The 24062-nt window shown below is 58.0% G+C and carries 25 protein-coding genes, 1 tRNA gene and 7 pseudogenes; 14 read left to right on the top strand and 19 right to left on the bottom strand.

Features of this window, described 5'->3' with window-relative positions:
• Window positions 1-9: 9 nt before the first annotated feature.
• A pseudogene (locus JCM15831_RS15785) lies at window positions 10-1214 on the bottom strand (efflux RND transporter periplasmic adaptor subunit).
• Between the two features lie 331 nt (window positions 1215-1545).
• Between JCM15831_RS15785 and JCM15831_RS23190 the strand changes: the two are divergent.
• Together JCM15831_RS23190 and JCM15831_RS01680 are read left to right on the top strand one after the other, a co-directional pair.
• A pseudogene (locus JCM15831_RS23190) lies at window positions 1546-1623 on the top strand (TetR family transcriptional regulator); the annotation flags it as partial.
• Window positions 1600-2061: a TetR/AcrR family transcriptional regulator C-terminal domain-containing protein gene (locus JCM15831_RS01680; protein ID WP_035773630.1), complete on the top strand. Its 462-nt coding sequence runs from the start codon at window positions 1600-1602 to the stop codon at window positions 2059-2061. The pseudogene JCM15831_RS23190 and the gene JCM15831_RS01680, both read left to right, overlap by 24 nt.
• A gap of 28 nt (window positions 2062-2089) precedes the next feature.
• On the opposite strand, the pseudogene purF reads toward JCM15831_RS01680, so the two are convergent.
• From purF to JCM15831_RS20755, 6 genes and pseudogenes are all read right to left on the bottom strand, one after another.
• Window positions 2090-3516 (bottom strand): annotated as a pseudogene (gene purF / locus JCM15831_RS15780) (amidophosphoribosyltransferase).
• A gap of 54 nt (window positions 3517-3570) precedes the next feature.
• Window positions 3571-4098 carry a CvpA family protein gene (locus tag JCM15831_RS01670; protein ID WP_025822261.1) on the bottom strand — a complete coding sequence of 176 codons (528 nt, stop codon included), beginning with the start codon at window positions 4096-4098 and terminating at the stop codon, window positions 3571-3573.
• Window positions 4098-4556, bottom strand: coding sequence for a hypothetical protein (locus JCM15831_RS19795; protein WP_025822259.1), 459 nt, complete (start codon window positions 4554-4556; stop codon window positions 4098-4100). Before JCM15831_RS19795 ends, JCM15831_RS01670 begins: the two co-directional genes overlap by 1 nt.
• 77 nt (window positions 4557-4633) lie before the next feature.
• A complete protein-coding gene (locus tag JCM15831_RS01660) occupies window positions 4634-4963 on the bottom strand; it encodes a DMT family transporter (protein WP_025822257.1) in 330 nt (109 codons plus the stop codon).
• Between the two features lie 216 nt (window positions 4964-5179).
• Window positions 5180-7051 carry a phosphomethylpyrimidine synthase ThiC gene (thiC, locus tag JCM15831_RS01655; protein WP_025822255.1) on the bottom strand — a complete coding sequence of 624 codons (1872 nt, stop codon included), beginning with the start codon at window positions 7049-7051 and terminating at the stop codon, window positions 5180-5182.
• Window positions 7052-7374: 323 nt separating this feature from the next.
• Window positions 7375-7623, bottom strand: a complete 249-nt coding sequence (locus JCM15831_RS20755) for a hypothetical protein (RefSeq protein ID WP_084490501.1) — start codon at window positions 7621-7623, stop codon at window positions 7375-7377.
• A gap of 220 nt (window positions 7624-7843) precedes the next feature.
• Between JCM15831_RS20755 and JCM15831_RS15770 the strand changes: the two are divergent.
• Together JCM15831_RS15770 and JCM15831_RS01635 are read left to right on the top strand one after the other, a co-directional pair.
• Window positions 7844-8915, top strand: a pseudogene (locus JCM15831_RS15770) (quinone-dependent dihydroorotate dehydrogenase).
• Between the two features lie 360 nt (window positions 8916-9275).
• Window positions 9276-11366 (top strand): mechanosensitive ion channel domain-containing protein, encoded by a 2091-nt coding sequence (locus JCM15831_RS01635; RefSeq protein WP_025822251.1) that lies wholly within the window; start codon window positions 9276-9278, stop codon window positions 11364-11366.
• 79 nt (window positions 11367-11445) lie between these two features.
• Here the strand turns inward: JCM15831_RS01635 and ubiM are convergent, their stop codons facing one another.
• The 3 genes and pseudogenes from ubiM to JCM15831_RS15760 all read right to left on the bottom strand — a co-directional run bounded on the left by ubiM (window position 11446) and on the right by JCM15831_RS15760 (window position 13257).
• The gene (ubiM, locus tag JCM15831_RS15765; RefSeq protein ID WP_306301798.1) at window positions 11446-12534 is read right to left on the bottom strand and encodes a 5-demethoxyubiquinol-8 5-hydroxylase UbiM; all 1089 of its coding nucleotides are present in this window, start codon (window positions 12532-12534) and stop codon (window positions 11446-11448) included.
• Window positions 12495-12653 (bottom strand): FAD-dependent oxidoreductase, encoded by a 159-nt coding sequence (locus JCM15831_RS23550; RefSeq protein WP_306301797.1) that lies wholly within the window; start codon window positions 12651-12653, stop codon window positions 12495-12497. The genes ubiM and JCM15831_RS23550 overlap by 40 nt, the downstream gene beginning before the upstream one ends.
• A pseudogene (locus JCM15831_RS15760) lies at window positions 12650-13257 on the bottom strand (nitroreductase family protein). The gene JCM15831_RS23550 and the pseudogene JCM15831_RS15760 overlap by 4 nt, the downstream one beginning before the upstream one ends.
• A gap of 78 nt (window positions 13258-13335) precedes the next feature.
• Here JCM15831_RS15760 and hisB point away from each other — a divergent pair.
• The 8 genes and pseudogenes from hisB to JCM15831_RS01585 all read left to right on the top strand — a co-directional run bounded on the left by hisB (window position 13336) and on the right by JCM15831_RS01585 (window position 18059).
• Window positions 13336-13932: an imidazoleglycerol-phosphate dehydratase HisB gene (gene hisB, locus JCM15831_RS01620; RefSeq protein WP_025822249.1), complete on the top strand. Its 597-nt coding sequence runs from the start codon at window positions 13336-13338 to the stop codon at window positions 13930-13932.
• Entirely contained in the window at window positions 13929-14276 is a 348-nt protein-coding gene (locus JCM15831_RS01615) for a hypothetical protein (protein ID WP_025822247.1), read from the top strand. The genes hisB and JCM15831_RS01615 overlap by 4 nt, the downstream gene beginning before the upstream one ends.
• The gene (gene hisH, locus JCM15831_RS01610; protein ID WP_025822245.1) at window positions 14273-14914 is read left to right on the top strand and encodes an imidazole glycerol phosphate synthase subunit HisH; all 642 of its coding nucleotides are present in this window, start codon (window positions 14273-14275) and stop codon (window positions 14912-14914) included. The genes JCM15831_RS01615 and hisH overlap by 4 nt, the downstream gene beginning before the upstream one ends.
• Window positions 14902-16250, top strand: a pseudogene (hisA, locus tag JCM15831_RS15755) (1-(5-phosphoribosyl)-5-[(5-phosphoribosylamino)methylideneamino]imidazole-4-carboxamide isomerase). Before hisH ends, hisA begins: the two are co-directional and overlap by 13 nt.
• A pseudogene (gene hisF, locus JCM15831_RS15750) lies at window positions 16244-17004 on the top strand (imidazole glycerol phosphate synthase subunit HisF). Before hisA ends, hisF begins: the two co-directional pseudogenes overlap by 7 nt.
• A gap of 40 nt (window positions 17005-17044) precedes the next feature.
• The gene (locus JCM15831_RS01595; protein WP_084490500.1) at window positions 17045-17545 is read left to right on the top strand and encodes a phosphoribosyl-ATP diphosphatase; all 501 of its coding nucleotides are present in this window, start codon (window positions 17045-17047) and stop codon (window positions 17543-17545) included.
• A gap of 4 nt (window positions 17546-17549) precedes the next feature.
• Entirely contained in the window at window positions 17550-17939 is a 390-nt protein-coding gene (locus JCM15831_RS01590; protein WP_025822241.1) for a histidine triad nucleotide-binding protein, read from the top strand.
• Window positions 17940-17983: 44 nt separating this feature from the next.
• Window positions 17984-18059 (top strand) — tRNA-Glu (locus JCM15831_RS01585).
• A 58-nt stretch (window positions 18060-18117) separates the two neighbouring features.
• Here the strand turns inward: JCM15831_RS01585 and JCM15831_RS01580 are convergent.
• The 8 genes from JCM15831_RS01580 to JCM15831_RS01545 all read right to left on the bottom strand — a co-directional run bounded on the left by JCM15831_RS01580 (window position 18118) and on the right by JCM15831_RS01545 (window position 22734).
• Window positions 18118-18966 carry a tyrosine-type recombinase/integrase gene (locus JCM15831_RS01580; RefSeq protein ID WP_025822239.1) on the bottom strand — a complete coding sequence of 283 codons (849 nt, stop codon included), beginning with the start codon at window positions 18964-18966 and terminating at the stop codon, window positions 18118-18120.
• Window positions 18967-19004: 38 nt separating this feature from the next.
• Window positions 19005-19301 (bottom strand): helix-turn-helix domain-containing protein, encoded by a 297-nt coding sequence (locus JCM15831_RS23815; protein ID WP_373277600.1) that lies wholly within the window; start codon window positions 19299-19301, stop codon window positions 19005-19007.
• A 4-nt stretch (window positions 19302-19305) separates the two neighbouring features.
• On the bottom strand, window positions 19306-19458 hold the full coding sequence (locus tag JCM15831_RS21275; protein ID WP_156938690.1) for a hypothetical protein: 153 nt from the start codon (window positions 19456-19458) through the stop codon (window positions 19306-19308).
• Window positions 19455-19643, bottom strand: a complete 189-nt coding sequence (locus JCM15831_RS01565) for a hypothetical protein (RefSeq protein WP_025822235.1) — start codon at window positions 19641-19643, stop codon at window positions 19455-19457. Before JCM15831_RS01565 ends, JCM15831_RS21275 begins: the two co-directional genes overlap by 4 nt.
• The gene (locus JCM15831_RS01560) at window positions 19640-20167 is read right to left on the bottom strand and encodes a hypothetical protein (protein WP_025822233.1); all 528 of its coding nucleotides are present in this window, start codon (window positions 20165-20167) and stop codon (window positions 19640-19642) included. The genes JCM15831_RS01565 and JCM15831_RS01560 overlap by 4 nt, the downstream gene beginning before the upstream one ends.
• Window positions 20168-20422: 255 nt before the next feature.
• The gene (locus JCM15831_RS01555; RefSeq protein WP_025822231.1) at window positions 20423-20728 is read right to left on the bottom strand and encodes a hypothetical protein; all 306 of its coding nucleotides are present in this window, start codon (window positions 20726-20728) and stop codon (window positions 20423-20425) included.
• A 90-nt stretch (window positions 20729-20818) separates the two neighbouring features.
• On the bottom strand, window positions 20819-22201 hold the full coding sequence (locus JCM15831_RS01550; RefSeq protein ID WP_232227934.1) for a restriction endonuclease: 1383 nt from the start codon (window positions 22199-22201) through the stop codon (window positions 20819-20821).
• Between the two features lie 17 nt (window positions 22202-22218).
• Window positions 22219-22734, bottom strand: coding sequence for a helix-turn-helix domain-containing protein (locus JCM15831_RS01545; RefSeq protein WP_035773628.1), 516 nt, complete (start codon window positions 22732-22734; stop codon window positions 22219-22221).
• Window positions 22735-22741: 7 nt separating this feature from the next.
• Between JCM15831_RS01545 and JCM15831_RS20750 the strand changes: the two genes are divergently transcribed.
• Both JCM15831_RS20750 and JCM15831_RS01540 read left to right on the top strand, forming a co-directional pair.
• Window positions 22742-22966 carry a YdaS family helix-turn-helix protein gene (locus tag JCM15831_RS20750; protein WP_084490497.1) on the top strand — a complete coding sequence of 75 codons (225 nt, stop codon included), beginning with the start codon at window positions 22742-22744 and terminating at the stop codon, window positions 22964-22966.
• Window positions 22967-22972: 6 nt separating this feature from the next.
• The gene (locus tag JCM15831_RS01540; RefSeq protein WP_025822225.1) at window positions 22973-23503 is read left to right on the top strand and encodes a hypothetical protein; all 531 of its coding nucleotides are present in this window, start codon (window positions 22973-22975) and stop codon (window positions 23501-23503) included.
• Here JCM15831_RS01540 and JCM15831_RS01535 read toward each other — a convergent pair.
• Window positions 23481-23732, bottom strand: coding sequence for a hypothetical protein (locus JCM15831_RS01535; RefSeq protein WP_156938688.1), 252 nt, complete (start codon window positions 23730-23732; stop codon window positions 23481-23483). The two genes, JCM15831_RS01540 and JCM15831_RS01535, sit on opposite strands and share 23 nt — an antisense overlap.
• Window positions 23733-24062 lie beyond the last annotated feature (330 nt).

Below are 24062 nucleotides of genomic sequence, written 5' to 3'. Positions count from 1 at the left end.
GAGAGGCTCTTATCCTGCGTGCGCGGGCTGGTTATCGGCGGTCTTCTCGACGGGTTTGACAACCGCGCCGGGATGAACCTTCTGCAGCCCCTCTACAACGACACGATCGCCATCTTTCAGGCCATCGAGAACAACCCAGTCGCCACCCAGCGCACGATCGAGCTGCACGGAGCGGTTGGCGATCTTGTTATCCTGATCGATCACGTAGACAAAAGGCTCGCCCTTGTTGTCACGCTGCAGTGCAGGCTGCGGGATGGTGATCGCATTCGGATCGATACCCTCGGCAATTTCAGCCTGAACGTACATTCCGGGCATCAACAGGTGATCCGGATTGGGGAACTCGGCGCGAACGATCATCGTGCCCGTCGCCGGGTCTACCGTGACTTCGGTCAGGCGAAGCTGGCCGGGTTTGTCGTAATGGCTTCCATCTTCCAGCGTGAGCTGAATGGCAGCTGCTTCACCGGAGACCTTCTCCAGCTTGCCGCTGGCGAGCTCGCGCCGGAGGCGCAACATGTCGGTCGTCGCAAGGTTGACGTCCACATAGATCGGATCGAGGCGTGTGACCGTGGCGATTTCTGTCGTCTGACCTGCAGTCACAAGGTCCCAGGTGTGACGAGCATACGACCGATACGGCCATCGATCGGTGAGCGAACCTGGGTCCAGTCAAGATTGACCGCAGCACTCTCAACATTTGCCTTGGCCTGGGCGATGTCGGCTTCTGCCTGCTTGGCGGAAGACAGCGTGTTGTCATATTCCTGCGAGCTGACGGCATGAGCCGCAGCCAGAGGGCGGTAACGGTCAAGCTGCGCCTTGATGCTGATTGCGGCGGCCTGAGCATGAAGGAGCTGGGCTTTGGCCTGATCATAGGCGGCTTTAAAGGGCGCCGGGTTGATCACGTAGAGCAGCTGCCCCTTCTTGACATCCGTCCCCTGCTCGAAGGTGCGCTGCAGGATGACACCCCCGACCTGGGGTCGTACCGGTGCCTGCTCGAATGCGCCGGTACGGCCTGGCAGCGATGTGCTGGTCTTGAGAGGATGGGGATGGACCGTGACGTACCCGGCCTCCTGCGGGGAAGACTTGGGCGCATCGGCCTTGTGTTTACACCCACCCAGATCAAGCGTCAGCAGAGCTAGCGGGATCAAACGCAGGGAAAGGCTTGTTGAGGTCTTCAAGGTCCACGGTGTCCGCGGAGAAAGAGACTGAAATACTCGCATGCTGGCGCTATCCAAATTTTCAATTTGTCCCAAGAGGTGCCGTCAACGCTACAGTCCGAAAAAAGGTTTTCGGAAACTCTTGAGTTTCTCTGGCATAGGGAACTATACGGTTTCCGAAACCTGGTCAACGGACCGGAAGCAGCACCAGAGTGGTTTTCTTTAGCGGTATGTCAGATTGCTCTACCTCCACTTCCGCCAATACGCACGAAGCAACACAAAGTCATAATCGTCGGCATTGCGGGCGACCTCCAGTACTCGCCGAAACAGAGAGACGGGATCGTATCTTCAATGCGGCTGAACTTGTCCTGAAGGACCACGCTATGCCGGCGCGTCGATGGACAGGATCGCCCAGTGCTCGAACATGTCCAAGAAGACACTCTACCATATGTTCAGCTCCAAACAGGAGATGGTCGAGCAATTGCTGAGAGATCGTCTCCTACTCTCAGACCTGAGAGATCTGACGCTTGAAGGCGAGACGGTCGAAGATCAGCTGGTTTTCGGGCTTCAGGCGCTTGGTGAGACCATGATGGAGGAGAAGCGCCTCAATCTGATCCGCGTCGTGATTGCCGAGGTGTCTCGCAATCCTGAGGTAAGCCGGTTCCTGCGCGATTTCTTCTCGAGCGAAAATGCGCAGTTCCCTCTTCGACTTTGGCTGCAGAAGCTGAGCGACACAGGTCGGATTGAAATTGGCAACGTCGGAGAAGCTTCAGACATCCTGTTCGGGAGTGCGCTCGCGACCTTCATCCTGTTCGAGCTGAGCCATTGTCGCCCAAGACAGGCATGGCAGGATAGTCCCGCCTATATCCGCAAGGTCGTCAGGATGTTTCTCTCTGGCCTCAAACCATAAAAAACGAGGCTTAAAGCCCCGTTTTTGATCAGGCGACCAGACGTCCATCCTTGTCGACCAGCTCGATCGGATAATCACCGGTGAAGCAGGCATCGCAGTAGCGCCCTTCTGCCGCGACCCGTCCTTCATGCCCAAGAGCACGATACAATCCATCGAATGAGATGAAGGCCAGACTGTCGACACCGATGGTCTCGGCCATTTTCTCAAGCGAATGCGTAGCCGCCATGAGCTGGCTCTCTTCCGGGGTATCGATCCCGTAGAAGCAGGGGTGCTTTGTGGGAGGGCTGCTGATCCGCATATGCACCTCGGTGGCACCAGCAGCGCGCACCATATCCACGATCTTGCGAGACGTCGTTCCACGCACGATCGAATCATCGACGAGCACGACGCGCTTGCCCTCCAGAACCGGCTTGTTCGCCGAATGCTTCATGCGAACGCCAGATTACGGATCTGGTCGGTCGGCTCGATGAAGGTTCGTCCGACATAGTGATTACGGATGATCCCCATCTCGAACGGGATCCCGCTCTCGGCGGCAAAGCCCATGGCAGAAGGAACACCTGAGTCCGGAACAGGCACAATCACATCTGCCTCGACGCCACTTTCCCGAGCCAGCTCGACGCCAATCTGCTTACGGGCAACGTAGACAGAATGCTCTTCGAGAATTGAGTCAGGACGCGCGAAATAGATATACTCGAAAACGCAGAAACGGGGGCTGGTCTGCGCAAAGGGACGCATCGACCGCACACCGTCATTATCGATAATCACCAGTTCGCCAGGCTCGATGTCACGCACGAATTCAGCGCCGACGATGTCGAGCGCACAGGTTTCGCTGGCGAGCATCCATCCGCCGTCAGGTAGACGCCCGAGGATGAGAGGCCGTACTCCCAGGGGGTCACGCAGGCCGACCAGAAACTCCGGGGCGAGCGCGAGAACCGAATAGGCCCCCTTGACCTGCTTGGCGGCATCCACGAGGCGCTCCAGCACCGTCGCATAGAGCGAGATCGCAATCAGATGGACGAAAACTTCGGTATCTGTCGTGGACTGGAACAGACAGCCGCGCTTGACCAGCGCCTTACGCAGGGTCGCAGCGTTTGTGAGGTTCCCGTTATGTGCAACGGAGAGACCGCCAAATTCGAAATCGGCGTAGAGCGGCTGCACATTGCGGAGAAGCGTGCCGCCCGTTGTCGCATAACGATTGTGACCGATCGCGCTCTTGCCCTTGAGCGTTGCCATGACCCGTGCATCGCTGAACACATCGCCAACAAGGCCAAGCCCTTTATGCTGGTAGAATTTCTCGCTGTCATGGCTGACGATACCCGCAGCTTCCTGACCCCGATGCTGAAGCGCATGCAGGCCGAGTGCGGCAAGCGCAGCCGCATCGGGGGTGCCCCAGATACCTACGACGCCGCATTCCTCATAAGGACGGTTCGAAGTTTCGAATGTGTCAGGGCTCATAGTCAGGCGGCGCTCCTTTGCATGGTCACGCATGGGCGTTCGAGGCTGTGTCGATCAGAAGGCAGCCTCATGGCCTGTTGCGGGCGGCAAGGCAAGATGAAGTTGCGGTAAATGTGGCATTAGTTCCTGCAACAGATGCACGCCGGTCAGGATGTAGGGGCCTGAATGGCTCCCTGCAATGAGCATATGCGCGGTAAATTCACCGGTGATGGAGACCGTGAGCAGGTAGAGAACGATCAGGATCAGGCCACCACGTGCGAGCCCGAAAAAGCAGCCGAGCAGTCGATCGGTCCCGCCGATAAGCACAGTGCGCAAGCCGGAGGCAAAGCGCTCTGCGACCATCGAGAAGATAAGCACCAGCACGATGAACGACAGCACGTAAGCCAGAGCTGTTGCAGCCAGTCCGTCACTCAGCTTTTGTGAAAGCCAGGGAAGCAGCAAAGGGGCTGTTCTGGCTGCCAGCACAAACGCCCCAACCCAGGCAATGAGACTGAACATCTCGCGCGAAAATCCGCGCTTTGCGCCCCAGAAGGCAGAGAGGCCAAGAAGACAAAGGGCGACGATATCGGCGTTATGTTGCATCAGGGCAGTTTAGTAGAGGACGGCCGCCAGAATTTACGGGTGCTTACCGAGCTGTGCGGAATGTCGCGGTTGATCTGGGCCAGCAGGTTACCCAGCTGAAGGCGATGATCGATTTCGCGCCAGACGTCAACGGCGTCAATCCCCCGCTTTCCCCAAAGACGCATGAGAGCCTCGAGAAAGGCGGCGCTATGCTCGGTGACCTGATTGGGTTCATCGAGCATATAAAACGTCGTACAGCGGACAATTGTATGGGCCAGATCTCGACGTAGCTCTTCGTCGGTCACCACTTTTTCGACCGGGAGGGCTGCCGCAGACGCTATGTTTTTCTTGCGCCCCTTCCCTTTCTTAGGCGGGGCTACGCTCTTCTCGAGATGAGTTTCAGACTCGCGTTCGGGTTCAGGGCGGTGGACCTGTGCAATCCTGTCAATGATATGGGGAGTGACCATGCGCGCCTTCATACTCCTGCCTGAAGGCGTTACTATAGCACGGCTCGTTCACATACGCGTATGTTTTGTTAATATAAAATCACAAACCGTCAATGCGAGACGGACTTCGAAAACACATTAACAATCACGACACCGAAAATGATGAAACCAAGGCCGATCATGGCGGGGGTGTCGAGAGCCTGTCTGAACTTTACCCAGCTGATTGCCGAAATCAAAACAATTCCGACGCCGGACCAGATCGCATAGGCAATCCCTGTCGGCATGACGCGCAGGGTGAAGGAAAGAGCATAAAACGACACGCAGTAGCCCAGCACGCTCAACAGGCCTGGCATGGGGCGGGTAAAGCTCTCGGAAAGCTTCAGCATTGTTGTTGCAAAAACTTCAGAACAGATTGCAATAAACAGAAAGAGATAAGTCATGGCGCGTCCATCCGGTATAGGGCGGCCACTCCTGAATGACGGAATGCCAACCGATTACGTCTGCTTTATTGCTGATCTAACAATACTGCAGACCGCTGTCACGCCCTGATGAGCGTGCGTGACAGCGGAGGGACTACCCAAGCAGCGACTTTCGTTGCAGCACGAGGCGACGTCAGACGCCGCCTCGTCGTTCTCTGACCTCCAGAGTGGAAAAGGTCAGACCTCTTCCGGTTCGGGCGCCTTTACATAAAGTTTGTTGCCGCCATTCTTGAAGGCTTCTTTCATCTGCTCCATGCCCTGCTCGCGTTCCGCGTTGCGGCGGATATCGTGACTGATCTTCATCGAGCAGAATTTGGGACCGCACATCGAGCAGAAATGAGCCGTTTTATGCGCTTCCTTAGGGAGCGTCTCGTCGTGGTAACACCGCGCAGTATCCGGATCGAGGGCAAGGTTGAACTGGTCCTGCCAGCGGAACTCGAAGCGTGCGCGTGAAATAGCGTCATCACGAAGCTGCGCTGCCGGATGGCCTTTGGCGAGGTCGGCAGCATGGGCTGCAATCTTGTAGGTGATAACGCCCACTTTGACGTCAGAGCGATCAGGCAGACCCAGATGCTCTTTGGGCGTCACGTAGCAAAGCATCGCGCAACCGAACCAGCCGATCATGGCCGCACCGATGCCCGAAGTGATGTGATCGTAGCCCGGGGCGATGTCGGTTGTGAGCGGGCCAAGCGTATAGAACGGTGCTTCACCACATTCGCGCAGCTGCTTGGTCATGTTGACCTTGATCTTGTGCATCGGCACGTGACCCGGCCCTTCGATCATGACCTGACAACCCCTCGCCCAGGCGACGCGTGCAAGCTCACCGAGTGTTTCGAGCTCGGCGAACTGGGCGGCGTCATTGGCGTCGGCAATCGACCCAGGACGCAGGCCATCTCCTAGCGAGAACGAGATGTCGTAGCGACGCATGATGTCGCAAATCTCGTCGAAATGCTCGTAAAGGAAATTCTCGCGATGATGCGCAAGGCACCAGGCTGCCATGATCGAGCCGCCACGAGACACGATGCCCGTCGTACGGCCTGCGGTCAGGGGAACATGCGCAATCCGCACGCCTGCATGAATGGTGAAATAATCAACACCCTGCTCTGCCTGCTCGATCAGCGTATCGCGATAGATCTCCCAGGTCAGATCTTCGGCAATACCGCCAACCTTTTCCAGCGCCTGATAAAGCGGCACGGTCCCGATCGGAACGGGAGAATTGCGCAGGATCCAGTCCCGGATATTATGGATATTACGGCCGGTCGAGAGATCCATGACCGTATCCGCACCCCAACGGATCGACCACACCATTTTCTCCACTTCTTCAGCAGCGGAAGACGTGACAGCCGAATTGCCAATATTGGCGTTGATCTTCACCAGAAAGTTTCGTCCGATAATCATCGGCTCGAGTTCTGGGTGATTGATGTTGGCCGGGATGATGGCGCGACCCGCGGCAATCTCCGAGCGCACGAATTCAGGGGTGATAAATGCCGGAATTTCCGCCCCGAAATCTTCACCGTCAGCCCGCCGCGCTTCTGCACCGTCTACCATGCTGGCACGACCCAGATTCTCGCGATGCGCGACGAAGATCATCTCTTCGGTGATGATGCCGGCGCGCGCATATTCATACTGCGTGACGAGCGAAGCGTTCTCGCCGTCGAGAACCTTGTGCGGCGCCGGACAATGCGGCACGGCCTGCGCGCCCTTGGCGAAACCATTATCTTCCGGCTTGAGCGCCCGCGTTTGGGTGACGCTTGTCAGTCCGCGCGTCGCGAGCCAGGGCGCACGGAGCGCTGGCAGACCGAGCGAAACATCAGCGTGATAGGCCGGGTTCGTGTAAGGGCCCGAGGTATCGTAGACACGCACCGGCGGTTCGTTCGCGCTGGGATCGAGATCGATCTCGCGGAACGGCACAGTGATGTCAGGGCGATCGGCTGGGCTCGCAAAGATCTTGCGAGAGCCGGAGATCGGGCCGGTGGTCACTTGTCCATGGGCAGGCGCCTGGTCTCGTGCGGCGATTTTGGTTTCAGTGGAAAGCGTTGAGTCGTCCATTGTGGACCCCTTGCGGTGTGGGGTTATGTCCGACAGCGCAAGAGTAGTATGAGCAGAGTCGCAATTCGAGACAGGCCGCTCAAACCAATCCCTACGCCGGTACGAACCGGATCAGGTTCTTCGCCCACATGCCGGGGCGAAAGGGTCGCTACGCTGCGGAAGAACCGCCAGTAGCCTCTCAGCCTCTTGTCGAGGCCCCCCCTGGTATGGTGGCGAGTGTTGCGACGTTGCCGCGTCTCTGTCAACCGGCGTCGAGTTGTTTCAGGACTGGCCCCTCGCCTTCGACCGTCACCCAAAGCGCTCTGATCTGCCTGACAGAAGACTCAGACGCGTATCTGGGAGGCTCTCGCCCTCATAGGCTTCAACTGCCCGATTTCCTGATCGTGACGGCTCAGCCCGGAGGGGGTGATATGGAAACGCCCATCGGCACCCAATTTGACAAAGCCCATAGCGCTCAATCGCTCGAGGCAAGGCTGATCGCGCAGGTTCTGGGGGCGCCCGATACCCTCGCAGAGGAGCGCACGATGCAAAGTCGAGCGACAGCAGGTCTCAAGATAGGGCTCATCCCACATCGCTCGGTCTCCAAAAGGGGCAGCTAGGCTCGATCATCACGACTGGGTGACCTCTTCCCATAATTGAGGTGAGAAGAGCAACCGGCTGAGCCCTGTGTCGCGAGCCTTTAACGCAGGACACGCGACAGGCTGTTCTTCACCCGATATCGCTTCAGGGGTTAGACCCGAGGCTCAGTCGGGCTATAGAGCGGACAAGACGCTTTCATGCTCAGGATATCTCATGGCCTTATCTTCCTTCTCGAGCCTTGCAACCAGGCTTTTTCACGGTCTCGACCCTGAAACCGCTCATGAGGCGGCCATTGAGACATTGGCCCTCGGCATGGGCCCGACAGCACCCAAAGATGTGCCAGCCTGAGCACCCGATGCATGGGATTACGCTTCCCCAATCCGGTTGGCTTGCTGCCGGATTTGACAAGAATGCGCGCGTGCCGATGGCCCTGGCGCGGATGGGCTTCGGTCATGTCGAATGCGGTACGGTCACACCGCGCCCGCAGGAAGGCAATCCGAAGCCGCGCCTGTTCCGGCTTTCAGAAGACGCAGCGATTATCAACCGCATGGGCTTCAACGGCTGCGGAATTGACGTCTTTGCACGCCGCCTCGAGCGCTTTAGGGTTCTGCAGGCGGGGCGAAACGCCACACTGCGCGCCGTGCCGATCGGGGCCAATCTGGGAATCAACAAGATCGGGGCGCGTCCGCTCGAGGATTATCCGTTTCTCGCGTCGCGCGTCGGTCCGCTGGCCGATTACATCACAATCAATCTCTCCTCGCCCAATACGCCCGGTCTTCGTGACCTGCAGAGCGCCGCGACGCTGCGCGACATCCTGCAAGCGATCACCCGTGCCAACGTCACCCTGCCTCCGCTGGTGGTTAAACTCGCGCCTGATCTCAATCCCGAGTCCTTGTCGGACATCGTCGAGGCTGCTGTCGAGGGCGGTGCTGCGGGACTGATCGTGAACAACACCACCATCAGCCGCCCCCATTCCCTGCGCTCTTCTTTCGCACAGGAGACGGGGGGACTTTCCGGACGCCCCCTCGCCCAGCTTTCACTGCAGATGCTTCGCCAGATCGTGCCCTTGGTTCAGAACCGTCTGGCGGTGATTTCATGCGGCGGCATCGAGAGCGGGTTCGACATCTTCGAGCGTTTACGCGCCGGGGCCGATATGGTGCAGGTCTACAGCGCGCTGATCTATCACGGCCCTGCACTGGTGACCCGGCTCAAGGCAGAGCTTCTGAAAGAGCTTTATCGCGCAGGATTTGACTCGGTCAGCGACCTCAAATCCTCGACGCGTTGAATTCAAACAGAAACGCGTAGAGAACTTTCGGGGGTTCACCCCCGTTTCTGCTCTGAAATTCAGACATATAAAGGAGGCGATCATCGGAATGTCAGCTTTGAAGAGGCGACCAGCCTGTATTCTTATCTGGGGGTCTTCCTCGTCCTCGCCCTTTCGATATCGCCGCGCTTTGCTCACGGGGCGCCTTCCAGTGTCCCGGCGGATGCAGCGATCGTTCCTTCGGCAGCGGACGGATACGGGTGGACTTCTGTCTCGGCCGCGCTGGGCAAGCAGATCACGTCAGCCCAGAACCGCCTGAAATACATCTACGGCCAGCTCAACAGGACAGACATCGTTCTGGGCAGTGAGACGCTTTCCGATTTGTCCGATCAGGTCGATAAAGTCGTCAGCACTGCCCAGTCGATTCAGGCACAGGCGACGAGCTATCAGACCGTCTATCAGAGCTATCTGGAAATCGTCGGCGCAAAGGCGGAAGGCGAAAGCGCTGCAATCGCCGCTCAGCGTGATCATCTTCAGGCCGTCGTTCAGGATATCAAGTCCACGGCCAACCAGGGGAAGCTCCTCGGGTTGCAGGCCAAGCAGATGCAGATGGAGGTGCAGCGCCGCGGGACCGTGAGCCAGCAGGCCCTGCTGTCGGAACGTATGGCGTCCCCTTTCTCTCTAACCTTCTGGCGGGCTCTCGCTTCAGAAGGGCCTGAATTACGCCTGACCCTCGCACCACCGGTCAATAACGGCTACGCTGGAGTGCTCTATAACTGGCCTTTCATGCTTGGAGCATTGGTCGCTGTCTTTCTGCTTACGGCGCTTGTCTCGCGTCCCGTCTTCTGGGTGTTTCGCAAGGCTGAGGGAAATATCGTTCATCGCTTTACGGGCGAACCCCTTGCCGAAGGTCACTCGTCGTCAATTCCGGTCGCGTTGAGCGGTCTGGTCTGCGGCCTTGTCATGTTTGTGCTCTGGGAGATTCTTGCTGGGATCTTCTCGCTTGAAGTAGGGCGCAGTCCGGTTCTTCTCCATGGCATTGCGGGCATCATGCCGCTTTGCGGGTTCATTCTGGGCGCGGGCCTGCCCGCGCTCAGTCATGCGATGGCAATCGACGGGGCTGCCAAGCGCACGGCGAAAGCGCTGTGGGGCGCTGACTGGTGCGTCGCCATTCTGGTCCTGATCGAGACTGTGTTCGTGATCGTCGGGTCCGAGAACGCTTTCCCACTCACCGCCCGTCGTCTGGGTGAGGCTGCGTTTACGCTTGTCGTCACCCTACTCTTTGTTTGGATGTGCCAGCGCCTGACCCGTCGAACAGAAGCCCGTCTTGCCCCCGCCATCTACGGGCTTGGCTGGTTGCTTCTGGTTGTAACCTGGCTGGCGATCGCTATTGGATATCTTGCCTTCGCGTTTGCTCTGACAGTTTGGGCCATTGCGTTGTCAGTGAGTTTCGCCTCGCTGATGTTGCTTGCGATTGCGACCAAAGAGTTCACATCAAGAGTCTTCCGCGTTGGATCTCCGATCTCGCGCCGGATGTCCCGTCTCGGTGTGCATGCAAACCGCGTCGCGCAGTTCGGTGTCCTGCTTTCCGGCATCGTCAATATCGGTCTGATTATCGTATTCGGTGCCATCTGCCTGTCCAGCGGCAGCCTTGCCATCCCGGTCGTGGCCGACCGCGTGCAGAGCCTTTTTGTCGGTCAGACAATTAACGGTGTGCAGTTTTCTCTGAATACCGCCGTCTACTGCATCGTCATCCTCATTGTCGCTTATTACGCGATTGGGGCTTTCAAGCTCTGGCTTGAATCACGTCTGTTCCCCACGACCAATCTCGACATCGGCGCGCGCACCTCAATCCTGAACATTTTCTCGTATGTCGCTTGGATTGCAGTATTTCTTATCGTGCTGTCCGAAGCGGGCGTGACCGTTAAAAACCTGACCTGGGTTGTCAGCGCGCTTTCAGTCGGTATCGGTTTCGGTCTTCAGGCAATCGTGCAGAACTTTGTCTCCGGCGTGATATTGCTGGCAGAAAGACCGATCCGTGTTGGTGACCTCATCGAGCTTGGCTCTATTAAGGGTGACGTCAAACGCATCAGCGTACGCTCGACCGAAATCGGGCTCGGCGACGGTTCGACAATGATCGTGCCTAATTCACAATTCATCACCTCGGCAGTGCGTAACGCAACGCTTGGCGCGTCGCTCAGCGCAGCATCTGCAACCGTGACGATCTCGCCCCGTGCCGATGCCACAAAGGCGCAGCTTGCCCTGATGGAAATGATGAAGCAGCGCGAAGATATCCTTCAGACGCCGCCACCCGGCGTGGCGATTTCGGCAATCACCGAAACCGGAATTACCCTTGCTCTTTCTGCCAAGGTCTCGTCGGTACGCGATGTGGGTGGGGTGACCAACTCGATCATGCTGGATGCCTATCGTGTCTTGCAGGAATCCGGGCTCGAGCTTGGCAAACCGACCTAAATCGGAAGTCTGATGACAAAAAAGGGCGGTGAGGAGCTGAAAGCCTCACCGCCCTTTTTCTGTGTACCAAGGCGGGCCTTCAGGAGGCCCCTTTCCGATCCATAAGAAACCCCGTGACGAGCGTCTTCAGGGGGGTCATCCTGTCGGCCAGTAAGAGACCGGCTTTGCGCAGGGCAAGCACCGGCCCGGCATCATGGGTGTAGAGCGACGCGATGCCATTTGTTGCGGCGAAAAGCGGCGCGGTGGCGCGACGATGACGTCGCTCGAAGGCACGGAGAACCTCGGGCGCCCCCGGATCGGCGTCACCGCGCTCAATCTCTTCGCAGAGGATCTCCTGCCCCTTCAATCCGAGATTGAAGCCGTGAGCGGTGATCGGATGCATGCCCACAGCTGCGTCGCCGATCAGCGCGAGACGCGTGGTCTGGAAACGATGCGCAAACACGGTCTTCAGAGGATAGGTACAGCGTGCACTCTCAAGGCTCATCGGGCCAAGACGGCTCTGGGTCCGGCGCGTGACATCACGATCAAAGGCCGCTTTGTCCAACGCCTTGAGTGCCGCGATGTTGGCCGGATCGAGCGTCAGAACGAGCGAAGACAGATGACCCGGCTGATCGTCGTCGGCGACAGGCAGGAGCGCAATCGTCTGCCCTTTGTCGAACCATTGCAGCGCGACACCCTGATGGGGCTCGGGGTGCCGCATCCGGCATACCATGATCTGCTTGCCGAAATCATGGATGATGGCGCCGATACCGCGAGCCTGTCTTATACGGGAAAACCGCCCATCGGCCGCGATCAGAAGCGACGCCTCGATAAGCGACCCATCATCAAGCAGCAGGACAGCCTTGTCGCGATTGCCAGAGCTCGCCACAACGCCCTGCCCCGCAAGGATCGTGATCGCAGATTGCTCGCTGACAGCCTCATGCAGAGCGGTACGGATCAGATGGTTCGGAACAAGAAAGCCAAGCGCGTCGGCAGAGTCTGGGGGGGCCGTGAAGAGCAGCGCCCCCGAGCCATTGGATGACGGCTCGTCGCCGCTCTCGATCTGAGCCGTTTTGAGAGGGGAAATGCACTGAGCCGGAATACGGTCCCAGACGCCGTTTCGCTCAAGCCAGTCTCGCGAATGGTGAGTCAGGGCGATTTCGCGTCCATCGAAGGAAGGTGCTGCCAACGCCGAGCGAGCGCAGGATCGATAACGGCAACGCGCCAGCCGCGCTTGGCAAGAGAGAGCGCGCAGGCCAGGCCAGCCGGACCAGCGCCGGCTATGGCAATATCGTAGGTCTGGGTCACTGATCTGCCTCGAACTTGACCGGCTCACCTTTATAGACGGCCATGTAATCCTGAATGTCCGGCCTCTTGCTACCTCCAACAGGCTTCTCAGGCGTGCCCACAAAGAGAAAACCGGCCAGGCGCTGGGTTTCAGTCAAACCGAGCGCGTCACGAAAGCAGCTTGTTCTGCAAAATCGCTCGAGACCCAGAAACCGCCAAAGCCCTCAGCATGAAGAGCGTTCAGCACATTCATGGCACCCGCGCCCACAGAGAGCTCCTGCTCGGCGACGGGTATCTTGCTCTGAGGGTTGAGGGCCATCACGAGGGCAATCGTCATGGGCATTTCCGAAAAGCGCTGACGGCGCTTGGCAATCTTCTTTTCGGGAACCTCGGGGTCAGCGGCGAGCATGGCCTCGACCACCTTCTCGGCAAACCCTGCCCGGTTCTTGCCCTTTATGACGATGTAACGCCACGGCCTGATCTTGCCGTGATCAGGCGCGCGCAGGCCCGCGGATAGGATGCGCGCGATCTGCCCTTTATCCGGGGCAGGCAGACCGAGCTGGTCGGTGGAGGCCCTGGAAAGCAGGACGTCAAGGGCGGAGGGAGTTTCGGGCGCACTACTCATGCGAAATAGATGGCAAGTTCCGGCCACTCCGCCAAGAGGCCATCGCGTATTCGCTCCGAATAGTTTATGGAGGAGAGTATGACAGACGCCAGACAGTCCCGCATTCACCGCAAAACCGGTGAGACCGATATCTCCGTTGCCATCGATCTTGATGGAAGCGGTCAGGCAGAACTCGACAGCGGCATTGGGTTTTTCGACCATATGCTGACCGCATTGGCCAAGCATGGCGGGTTCGATCTCGATGTACGGTGCCACGGCGACCTGCATATCGATGGTCATCATACGGTCGAAGATATCGGGATCGCTCTCGGCAAGGCCTTCGCGCAGGCGCTGGGCGACAAGCGTGGCATTACCCGCTTCGGTCATGCACTGGTTCCTCTGGACGAAGCGCTGAGTGAAGTCGTGGTGGATATTTCCGGGCGCCCCTATCTCGCCTGGAATGTCACCTTCGAGCGCGAGCGCATCGGCGAGATGGATACGGACCTGTTCGAGGAATTCTATCGCGCCTTCGCAATGTCCTCATCGATTGCGCTGCACATCACCTGCAAGGCAGGCCGTAACGCTCACCATATCGCCGAGAGTGGCTTTAAGGCCTTTGCCCGCGCGCTGAGAATGGCGGTAGCGATCGACCCTCGCCTCGCAGGGAGCGTTCCGTCGACCAAGGGGGTTCTGTGAACTATTATCAGGCCTATCGCCGACCGAATGATCCTGCCCCAGCGCTTGTAAGGCAGGGATTTTACTGGCGCCTCCTCATCCTCGGCCCGGTCGGATTTCTGTTTAGCCGAAGCTGGATTGCTTTCGGGCTGACAGCCAGCCTGAATATGCTGATCCTGCGTTTGGGCGGACCCGATGGCGGATTGCTGACGATCCTCGTCAATCTAGGGCTTGCCCTTTTCGGTGCCGAAATTTTCGGATGGGAAGCACGCCTCAACGGGGGCATTCCTGAGGGAATCTGGCTCGGCCGGACCGAGGAAGATGCCCGGTTGCGCTTTGGGGATAAGATGCAGGTCTCGTCATGAGAAAAATTGTCGTTGTCGATTATGACGGGGGCAATCTCGCATCAGCCGCCCAGACTGCACGTCATGTTGTCTCGCAGAGGCAGCTCGACGCCGAGGTCACAATCTCTGGCGACCCGGAGACGGTCCTGGCGGCGGATCATCTGATTCTCCCTGGCCAGGGCGCGTTCGCTCATTGCGCCTCCGGCCTGAATGGCGGCTTGCGTGAGGCCTTGATCGAAGCAACGGAGCGCGGCACCCCGTTTCTCGGGATCTGCGTTGGGATGCAGCTCATGGCCGAATGGGGTCTTGAGCATGGGCGCACGGCAGGGCTTGGCTGGATCAAGGGCCAGATCGGAAAAATGGATTTTGCTCTCGAGGCCGGGCTCCGCCTGCCCCATATGGGATGGAATGTTCTCGATTTCGAACCAGGCGCTCACCAGCTAACTAATGGTCTCACGCCGGGTGACCATGGGTATTTTGTCCACTCCTATGCCCTGACGGGTTGGGACCCGGCCGATATCGTTGCGACGGCTGCCTATGGCGGGCCAGTTCCTGCGATCGTCGCGCGAGATAATCGTTGCGGCACCCAGTTTCACGTCGAGAAAAGTCAGAAAACGGGATTGATCATCATGGCGAACTTCCTGAGCTGGACGCCGTGACCCTGATCGCTGAACGTCTCTCCCGCATTAGCGAGACAGATCTGGCCGCTCTGTGCGAGATCACTACGGCTGCCATTATTGATGGTGGCGGGCTTGGATGGTTGACTCCTCCCGGGCGGAGCGTGCTCGAGCGCTTTTTCCACGGCCTCCTTCTGGTGCCTGAGGCCCGTCTCTTCGTCGTTCGTGACGAGACGGGGCAGATCCAGGGCTGTGCCCAGCTTCTCCGCCCCTCGCGCAATAACGAGGCTCAGGCTCAGACGGCGCAGATCCGGGGATATTTTGTAGCACCTTATATGCGCGGCCGCGGTCTGGGATTTGTGCTGGCAGACGCCGTCATTGCATCAGCCCGCGCGCTGGGATGTCGTGTTCTGAATTGCGAAGTCCCCGAGACTCAGAGTTCGGCACTCGCCATGTTCCGCTCGCTCGGCTTCGAGGAATGGGGTGTGCACCCCTATTACGCCCGCAGCCATCAGGGAACGGTCAAAGGCGTGTTCATGACCAAGCGTCTGGATCATGACGCAGCTCATGCGAGACCAGAAAGACAACACGAAAAGGAATGCGCCGTGACGAGCATCGACGCGCAGAAAAGCCGGACTCTGAACCTCTATCCGGCAATTGACCTGAAAGACGGCGCCTGTGTTCGGTTGCGTCGGGGCGAGATGGATGACGCCACGGTCTATTCCGACAACCCTGCGGCTCAGGCTTTGGCCTTTGCTCAGGCTGGGTGCTCACGCTTGCATGTTGTCGATCTCAATGGTGCCTTCGCCGGTCGCTCGGCTAATGGCGCAGCAGTCGAGGCGATCCTCGCTGCGACGGACCTCCCGTGCAGCTGGGTGGTGGCATTCGCGACATGGCGGGCATCAGCCGCTGGATCGAAGCCGGGCTCGATCGTGTCATTCTAGGCTCGGTTGCCGTCAAGAACCCGGATCTCGTGCGGGAAGCCTGCAAAGCTTTCCCCGGCCGCATTGTTGCTGGCATCGATGCCCGTCAGGGCCGGGTTGCCACTGAGGGCTGGGCAGAAGTCTCCGAACTCAACTCGCGCGACCTCGCCCTGCGGATGCAGGATGCAGGCGTTGCAGCCGTGATCTTCACAGAGATCAGCCGCGACGGCATGCTCGAGGGGCTCGATCTGGAGCAGACAGCCGATCTGGCTCGCAAGCTCTCCATCCCCGTCATCGCCAGTGGTGGCGTCGGGTCTGCCCAGCATCTACGTGATTTCCGCAAGATCGCACAGGAGGTTCCGGGGCTGGAGGGCGTTATCGTCGGACGAGCCCTGTACGATGGTCGCGTGTCTCTCGAAGAAGCGCTCAGCATTGTCGAGGGGCCTGCATGCTGAAGCTGCGGGTTATCCCCTGCCTCGACGTCAAGGACGGCCGCGTCGTCAAGGGCGTGAATTTTGTCTCGCTGCGCGATGCGGGTGATCCGGTCGAGCAGGCGATCGTCTATGACGCCGCCGGTGCGGACGAACTGACCTTTCTCGACATCACGGCAAGCGTCGAAAACCGCGACACCATCTACGATGTCGTCAGGCGGACCGCCGAGCGGGTATTTCTCCCTCTGACTGTGGGCGGTGGTGTGAGAGCCCCGGAAGACATGCGGCGTCTGCTTCTTGCCGGCGCAGATAAATGCGCGGTCAATTCGGCGGCAGTGGTCAACCCCGACCTTATCAATCAGTCCTCCAATCGCTTCGGCAGCCAATGTGTGGTTGTGGCGATCGATGCACGCTCTGATGGCAAGGGCTGCTGGGAGGTCTACACCAAGGGGGGCAGACAGCGACGGGTATCGATGCAGTCGCCTGGGCGCAGGAGGCGCAGGAGCGTGGTGCGGGAGAGATCCTACTCACCAGCATGGATCGTGACGGTACTGGTGAGGGGTTCGACCTCGATCTGCTCAAGACCATTTGCGGAAAAATTACCATTCCGGTTGTCGCCTCGGGCGGCGTTGGCACGTTGGAGCATTTCGTAGAGGGCGCAAAAGCGGGCGCCAGCGGATTGCTCGCGGCAAGCGTTTTCCATTTCGGGACTTTTGGCATTGCGAGCGTCAAGTCAGCGCTGGAAAGCGCTGGCTTGCCGGTCCGGCCTGGCAATTGAACACAGACGCGTTTTCTCAATGTCCAAGGAGAACATGACAATGGCGCTCACCGCAAAAAAAACGACAGGCAAGAGTGACGGCAGCGCCGGAAAAAAAGGCAGTGTGAAGCGCTCGGAGACCAAGAGCGACACGGCAAAAAAGACGCCTGCCAAAAAGGCCTCGGCCAAGAAAGGCATTGCGAAACCCGCCCCTCTCGACATGACCCCGGTTGATGCTCAGGTGCTTGATCGCCTTTTCGAAACAGTCGAGGCGCGCCGCGGCACAGACCCTGCAGTGAGCCATTCTGCGCGGCTCTTGTCCCGTGGACGCAAGAAGATCGCGCAGAAATTCGGCGAAGAAGCTGTTGAGTGTCTGATCGAGGCCGTCGCGGGCAAGCAATCTGAGCTGGTGAGTGAAAGCGCGGACGTGCTCTATCATCTGATCGTCATGTGGGTCGACGCGGGCGTTGCCCCTCAGCAGGTCTGGCAGGAGTTGCGCCGACGCGAAGCGATGAGCGGCGTCGCTGAGAAAGCCTCCCGCCCCGGTAACGAGGGAGTTTGAGAACATGGCGGTCGATCTGAGTCTCCCCTACGACCCTGAGAACGTCTTCGCCAAGATCCTGCGCCGGGAAATTCCCGTGCAGGTTCTGTACGAAGACGAGTTCGCCCTCGCCTTTCCGGATATCTCTCCGCAGGCAGTTGTGCATGTCCTGATTGTCCCCAAGGGGTCGTATGTGTCGTCCTCCGATTTCGGGGCCTCGGCAAGCGATGCGCAGATCGCCGGGTTTGCGCGGGCGATTGCCAAAGTTGCAGCGCAGCTTGGCCTGGCCGAGGCCGGTTATCGCCTGATCAGCAATGCGGGTCCGGATTCAGGACAGGAAGTGCCGCATTATCACGTCCATCTTCTCGCCGGTGAGAAGCTGAGCGCGAATTTAATTAAGAAAAGCGCCGAATAACCCTTGCGGGGTGCCTTCTGATATCATAGAACGCACCTTGCCTCGTCCCATTCGTCTAGAGGCCTAGGACACCGCCCTCTCACGGCGGCAACAGGGGTTCGAATCCCCTATGGGACGCCATTGATAACATTGAGGTTTCTTTGTTATCCACAGGCTCGATACAGGTCCATATGGACCACTACAGCTTAAAGCCCTCAGCGATATTCTTCAGATAAGTTGGGTCGAACTTACGATAGACGCGGCGTAATGTCTGCGGATCGGTAGCAAGCCAGTCTGATGTCTGATCAATCGGTACGCCATCCATCGCAAACCATGAGGCAAGTGAGTGCTTGAGATGATGCGGCGTTGGCTTCCATGTGAGCCCTGCCCTTTCGCAAGCTTTGTTGAACGACCAGCGTAAGCCGCTCGGGATCGCTTTCCCGTGCCAGTTCACAACATAGCCTCCGTTCCGTTCTTGGAAGGCCACTTCCATCTCTTCCCGTAGCGCCTTGGTCATTGGCACGGTAGCACGGCGCTTGCGTGTGAGGGCACGGCCTGGCTCCTGGAAGTCGATCATGTTCGTGGTCCAATGGACACGATCCCACGTCAGGGCGAGAATCGATCCTTTCCGCGCTCCGGTGTAGATTGCCAGAGCCATGAATAACCGGACGTGCGGAGTGTGAGCCGCCTCGATAAGGCGTCTTGCTTCTTCTTTTGTCAGAAACCGATCTCGCGGGGCGCTGTCACGTGGCGGCTCGATTTCAGGCGGTCTGACGAGATACCCGTCTTTCCAAGCCCGCCGTAGCGCAGCCCGCAAGACGTTGAACTCACGACGCAGCGTTCCGGCCGAAATGGGCACGTTGGCCTCACCACGCTTCTTGAATCGGCCCGCAGCAAAGCTATCCCAGCGCTTTTGATCGATCTGGTCTATGCGGAGATGACCCAGTGCCTCGGAAAGCGGGACAGTGGCTTCTTCGAGACGCTTGAGCGCCGATACCTTCCCTCTCCGGCTTTCAACGTATCGGGATAAGCACTCAGTCACGGCCATCTTTAGGGGCGCTTTCTCCAGCGCCCCTTCAAAGTCAGCTAACGCTTGGCGAGCGCGTTTCTCGTCCTCTGTGCCAGTCGAAAGTCGTTTTCTTTTTCCCTCTTCCCACCAGACGATCGCCCATTTGCCGCGACGTAATTCCAGGTGGGGTTTATCATCTCTGATGCGGGGCAATGGTATGTGTCCATATAAGCTTGAAGGTCAGTGGTTGAGACGCGGTATCCGCCCGGTCGTCGGTAAGCTGCGAGCTTTCCGGCCCTGATGGCGCGGCGCACAGTTTCAGCACAGACGTGTATCTCAGAGGCTGCTTTCTTTACGGTCAGCAGCCTCGGCATTCCCTCACCCATGCGCCCTCTCCATCTTCTGGTCTGAAAAATCTGCATAAAGCTCGATCATGACTTTAGCCGTCGCGTTGAGCGTGACCATGACGCACAAGACCATGGTCGCGGCCATGGCGTAATTGCCTGCGGTCCAGGCTTCTTCTTTCGTCATGGGCGTTTACCGTCGCCAGCCGAGCGATAATGCGTGCTGGGTGTGCTCAGTGTTTCGAGGATGCGAAGCTGCGCGGCGAGCTCACGACAACGCAGATAATGGCGTCCTGTAACGATCAGGGACCAGATCAGAAACGCGGCTAGAAGCGTGAGCACGAGGATGGCTCTGAAGTTACTGTCCGTCATGCTGCGGCTCCTGTGTGACGTGCAGGTTGTGGCAGGCCGCAGGCTTGATGAAGGGCCGGGGCGGCGTTGATGGTGCCGGGGGTTTCTGTCGGTCGCTTGAAGCGGAACACGAGCGTCTTTTCGTGCAAGGACAGATCGACAAGCGGTTGCTTGCGATGCACGGCAAGGGCGGCATGAGGCGTCATGAAAATCGCTCGTTTGCGCCGATCGTCAGGCGCAAAAGTTTCGATTGATCCGCAATCCCAAAGGCAGGCCCAATGCTTGGGAATACTGACGAATTCAAGAATTCGACTTGGCCAGGTGAGAGGAACCCAAATTTCGACGCCTTCGGGCGGGATGGATCGGGTCAGGTTCATCCACTCATCCGACCGCACGGGAAGGAGGGCCATCACGGTGCCTTCCAGCCGAGGGGTGTAGGGCTCCGATCTCTGCCGGGGCGGAAGGCTTAACGAGGACTGAGCTGCCTGATACTGGCGATCGCGCGCGTCGATGCGGGGATCTGTCTGACTGTGAAGCGGGGTCATGCGTAGGCGCTCCCCGTCCAGGTCATTTCGATGCGGGGCCTGCTTCCGTGTTGCGGGTAAAGGGTCGCCAGGTGGGTACCGAGGCAATTCAACGTGACGAGAGCGTTCCGATTTCGGCAGTAATTGAGGGCTGCCTTTTCCGCCTCGTCATACGAGCTGAAATTCTCTGAGTGTGCCCCGTCTCGAAAATCGAAGGAGGCCGTCTGTTTCCAGCGTTGCGCAGCAACTAAGGCTGATGAGGATTGCGCTAGCATCTCACGCCCTCCCCACACGGTTGTGGCGAGCCAGGATGTTTAAAACGGGATTTGTACTCGGTGCTGGCGGGATGATGCTGCGGGCCTTGGTGAGGCGCTCGAGTTCATCCGCCTCATGATGCTTGTCAGCGGCTGCCTTTTGCCACAGGCGTTCGGCGGCGGGACGCATGGCAAAGCCTGCCTGCTCTGCCATGGCGTCCATATAGGCCGCCATGGCCCGCATGGCCTTGATGGCATCGCGCCCCGCAAGAGGCGGTAAGGCGGATTTTTCGGGAAGGAAGACGGTCTGAACCGGCGGTGCCGACATCGGCTTGCACTCCATCGAGGGTGAGCGATGGAAGTAATGTCGTCTATACCGACATATTCTGCAAGCCTTAAATGTCGTCTATACCGACATTTAAAATGAACCTAATTCCTGATGGTGCATTAAGTAGACTCCGGTGGTGCTCGCAAGCTGCCTTGCTTGCAGGGTATAGCCTGCGTTGGATGCTACTAAGGCCGCATCTGCTCTCTGATGCTGACAAGCAGTATAAATTTCTTGAACGGCCTTGTTGCCGACAGGTTGACTATAAAGCTTACACTGAACAACAATCTTTTTACCGTTACGCGTTGCGATGACATCCGCTCCTTGGTCACCACTAGCTTGAGTCACTCGTGCATCCCATCCCGCCTGACCGAGTAAAAGCGCGCAATGCTTTTCGTAATCAATAGGATCCATTCTAATATCGAATACTCTTGGATCACTAACATAACCGGGGTTCAACGTAGCACCTTGAGGTGATTCCGCCGAGATGTGCTCAATTGCAGCGCGAGCATCACCCTCGATATATAGCCACTGGTCGTCCAAACCGGCTCCCATCAGAATCGTTCTCAGGCGTGTCGAGCAAAAATAATCAACCTCTTTGCTCCATTTGCTCATATTGATCGTACCGTAATGGTCCGGTGTGGCTAGTTGAAACCTCTTGATTTGCAGTTGATTTGCCTGCGCAGTTATTTCACTGTTCACTAGATTCCAAGCTGAATTCAATCGGGCTACTCTACGATTTTCTGCATCTCGCTTGCGTTTATGTTTCAGCCAAAGCCAGCCGATGATGCCACCGACAATCAATATAAGCCAAGGAAATCCAGTACTATTGTCCTTTTTCTCCGCTGTGGTTACGGCAGTCTGATTAGACTGTACTGGTGCTACTGACTGTTCATTGAGAAGAGATGAGACTTTTTTGGCTACATCAGGCTGCATTAATGCAGCGTTCGGTTTTTCCCAGCCCTTAGGTAAAATATTCGAGGCATTTTGGTCGGATTCAACGTCCCGCTCACCTGATTTCGATTGATGGACGTCGGGTTGAGCAGGTGCGACGGTGCGGTTAATGGGTATCGTGTCCGGCAGGACCTGAGAAGGCATAAAAAAAAGCGGTGGGACACCGACTTTTGGTGGTGAAAGCCGCATCAGGAGCAGCCCGTCGACTTCGCTGACCAGTTCCCACCGTTCCCCAGAATTGATCGGGAAACACCGGCCATCATTTACCACATAGCTAACCCAGTTCGGATCGTTCCTTCTTTCATCTTCCTTACTGAGTAATGCACGGGTCGCTCGAGGGTTAACGCACGCGTACTCACCACCATTTGAACGATAAAAGTGACCGCCACCCGCCAAACTCACTGGCGAAAGAGACATCTCGATAACGGCGGCAAATAAAGCACTTAAGAGAACTTTCCCTGATGCTTTCTTGCAAAATCTTAAGTGAGAGCGGGTAGGAACCATTAGCCACGGTTCACTCATTGACGTGTTGCCTTTTTCTATTTGTTCACTCTATGTTCTAAAATAAGAAATCGAGACGGAGAAGCTCTTCTGATGGGTACACAAGTCAGGCTTGCAAGGTATTCAGGCAGCATCGCGGCCCCGATCTCGAACAAGAAGGTCAAGAAGGGTCGTTTTTTTTTGCCCGTCCAGCTGCGCCAGAATTCAATCAAGACCTTTTCGTCATCTTTTATCAGGCGATCTCGGATCTGATCGCTATCAGAAGACGTGCCCGCGTAAAGGTAATCAAGGGAGACCGCGAAGTAAGAAGCTAATTCTACAAAGGTAGCGAAGCCAGGATGAGAGCCTCCTTCGATCTCCGCCAGATGTGATCTGCTTATATTCAAAGCAGCGGCCACATCGACCTGAGCCTGCTTGCGATCTTTGCGCAGCTTTTTGATGCGCGACCCCATGGTTTCTTTGTCAGTCATGCCCAGAGATTGACAGCTTTCGAGCGCAAGTGTGTCGGTATGAACGACTTTCTTGTTGACGAAGAATGTCGGTGTAGGCGACATTGTGTCCATGGATATCCGAGACATCTTGAAGCTTGCGGGCGGCCCTAGTCGAGTAGCAAAGGCTATCGGGCGAAAGCACAACACCGTCTCCTCCTGGCGTTCTGTTCCAGCCCATCATGTATTCGCGGTCAGCGAGCTTTGTGGCCTCACACCTGAGCAAATCAGGCCGGACATTTTCACGCGCTGGCATTGCCCCAGTGGAACTGAAGTCCTCCCTCTCCCACAAGGATAATCGATCATGACAAACGCTCCACGAGAAAGCGTGACGGTTGACCGCTGGACTGCACACGCAGCCATGGACGTACTGCGGGGGCGCGTCCGCCTGCTCGAGGCCAGGCGCGACGACGCGACGCTTGCCACTGACGAAGAAACAGAGCTGCGCGCGAAGACAAAGGCGCTGAATGAGATAGTCGATTGCCTGTTTCCTACGCCGTTCCCGGCTTCGCACGAACCTGAGGAGGCCCCCCGGCAAGTTGACCCGGATGAGACCGAATGCCCGTTCTCGCAGGAGGAGATGTGGGGCGCGCTTCGTATCGTGTTGCCGGATGCCTGTTACCTCGAGCCCGGCTTTCGTAGAGGCGATTATAGTTTCCTTCCGCTTGGGTTCCTGCGGCAGGATTGTAATCGCCTGAAGATGCTGGCCGATGAAGCGCGGGCGGCAAGCGAAGAGCGTGAGAGGGCTGTAAGGAAGTACCGTTGCCTTCGCCGGTTCCTCCCCGCTTGGGCCAAGGCTGCGCTGCGTGAAATTAGCTTCGCGCTCTCATCATGAGGAGTTTGACATCGCTTTCGCGAGGCGTCGGCGGGCGTGGGTTGTCCGGCGTATTCGGTGTCGATCCTGCACTTGCTAGGCCCATCAGCTCTGCCTCGAAGTTCTCGAGGAACAGCGGATCCGTATCCTTCACCAAAGCCGCGTGTTTTTCGAGAAGTGTGCCGAGCGCGGCTATGGCCAAGGCTGCGAGATCGAGGGCGGTCTGTGTATCGCTGCGAGAAGCTGACATCGAATCCTCCATGGGTAGTTGCTGCGGCGGGAACCGCAACGCCCATGGTGGTCCGCTGCGGGGGGCGTCGCAATGCGCCTCCCGCAGCTGTGATCTGTGTGTTCCCTCTCTTCATGCCAGTCACCCTATGCGCAGTCAGATCGCCAGTCACCCGATGCGTGTCCGGTCCGTCGTCGTCACTGCTCTGCGGCACATCAGCGACGTGCTTGCCGATCTGCTGCGCGGCTTCAGGCCGGTTCCAGACACCATCACACACCGCTGGATCAGCCCCCACGCCCTGTGCGTCCCGCGTCGGCTGCTGCTCCTCCGCGCTCCTTTGCGCGCGTTTAC

This window comes from Asaia astilbis JCM 15831 (genome assembly GCF_000613845.1).
Classification (GTDB): Bacteria; Pseudomonadota; Alphaproteobacteria; order Acetobacterales; family Acetobacteraceae; genus Asaia; species Asaia astilbis.
This window is presented reverse-complemented; position numbering and strand designations above follow the sequence as displayed.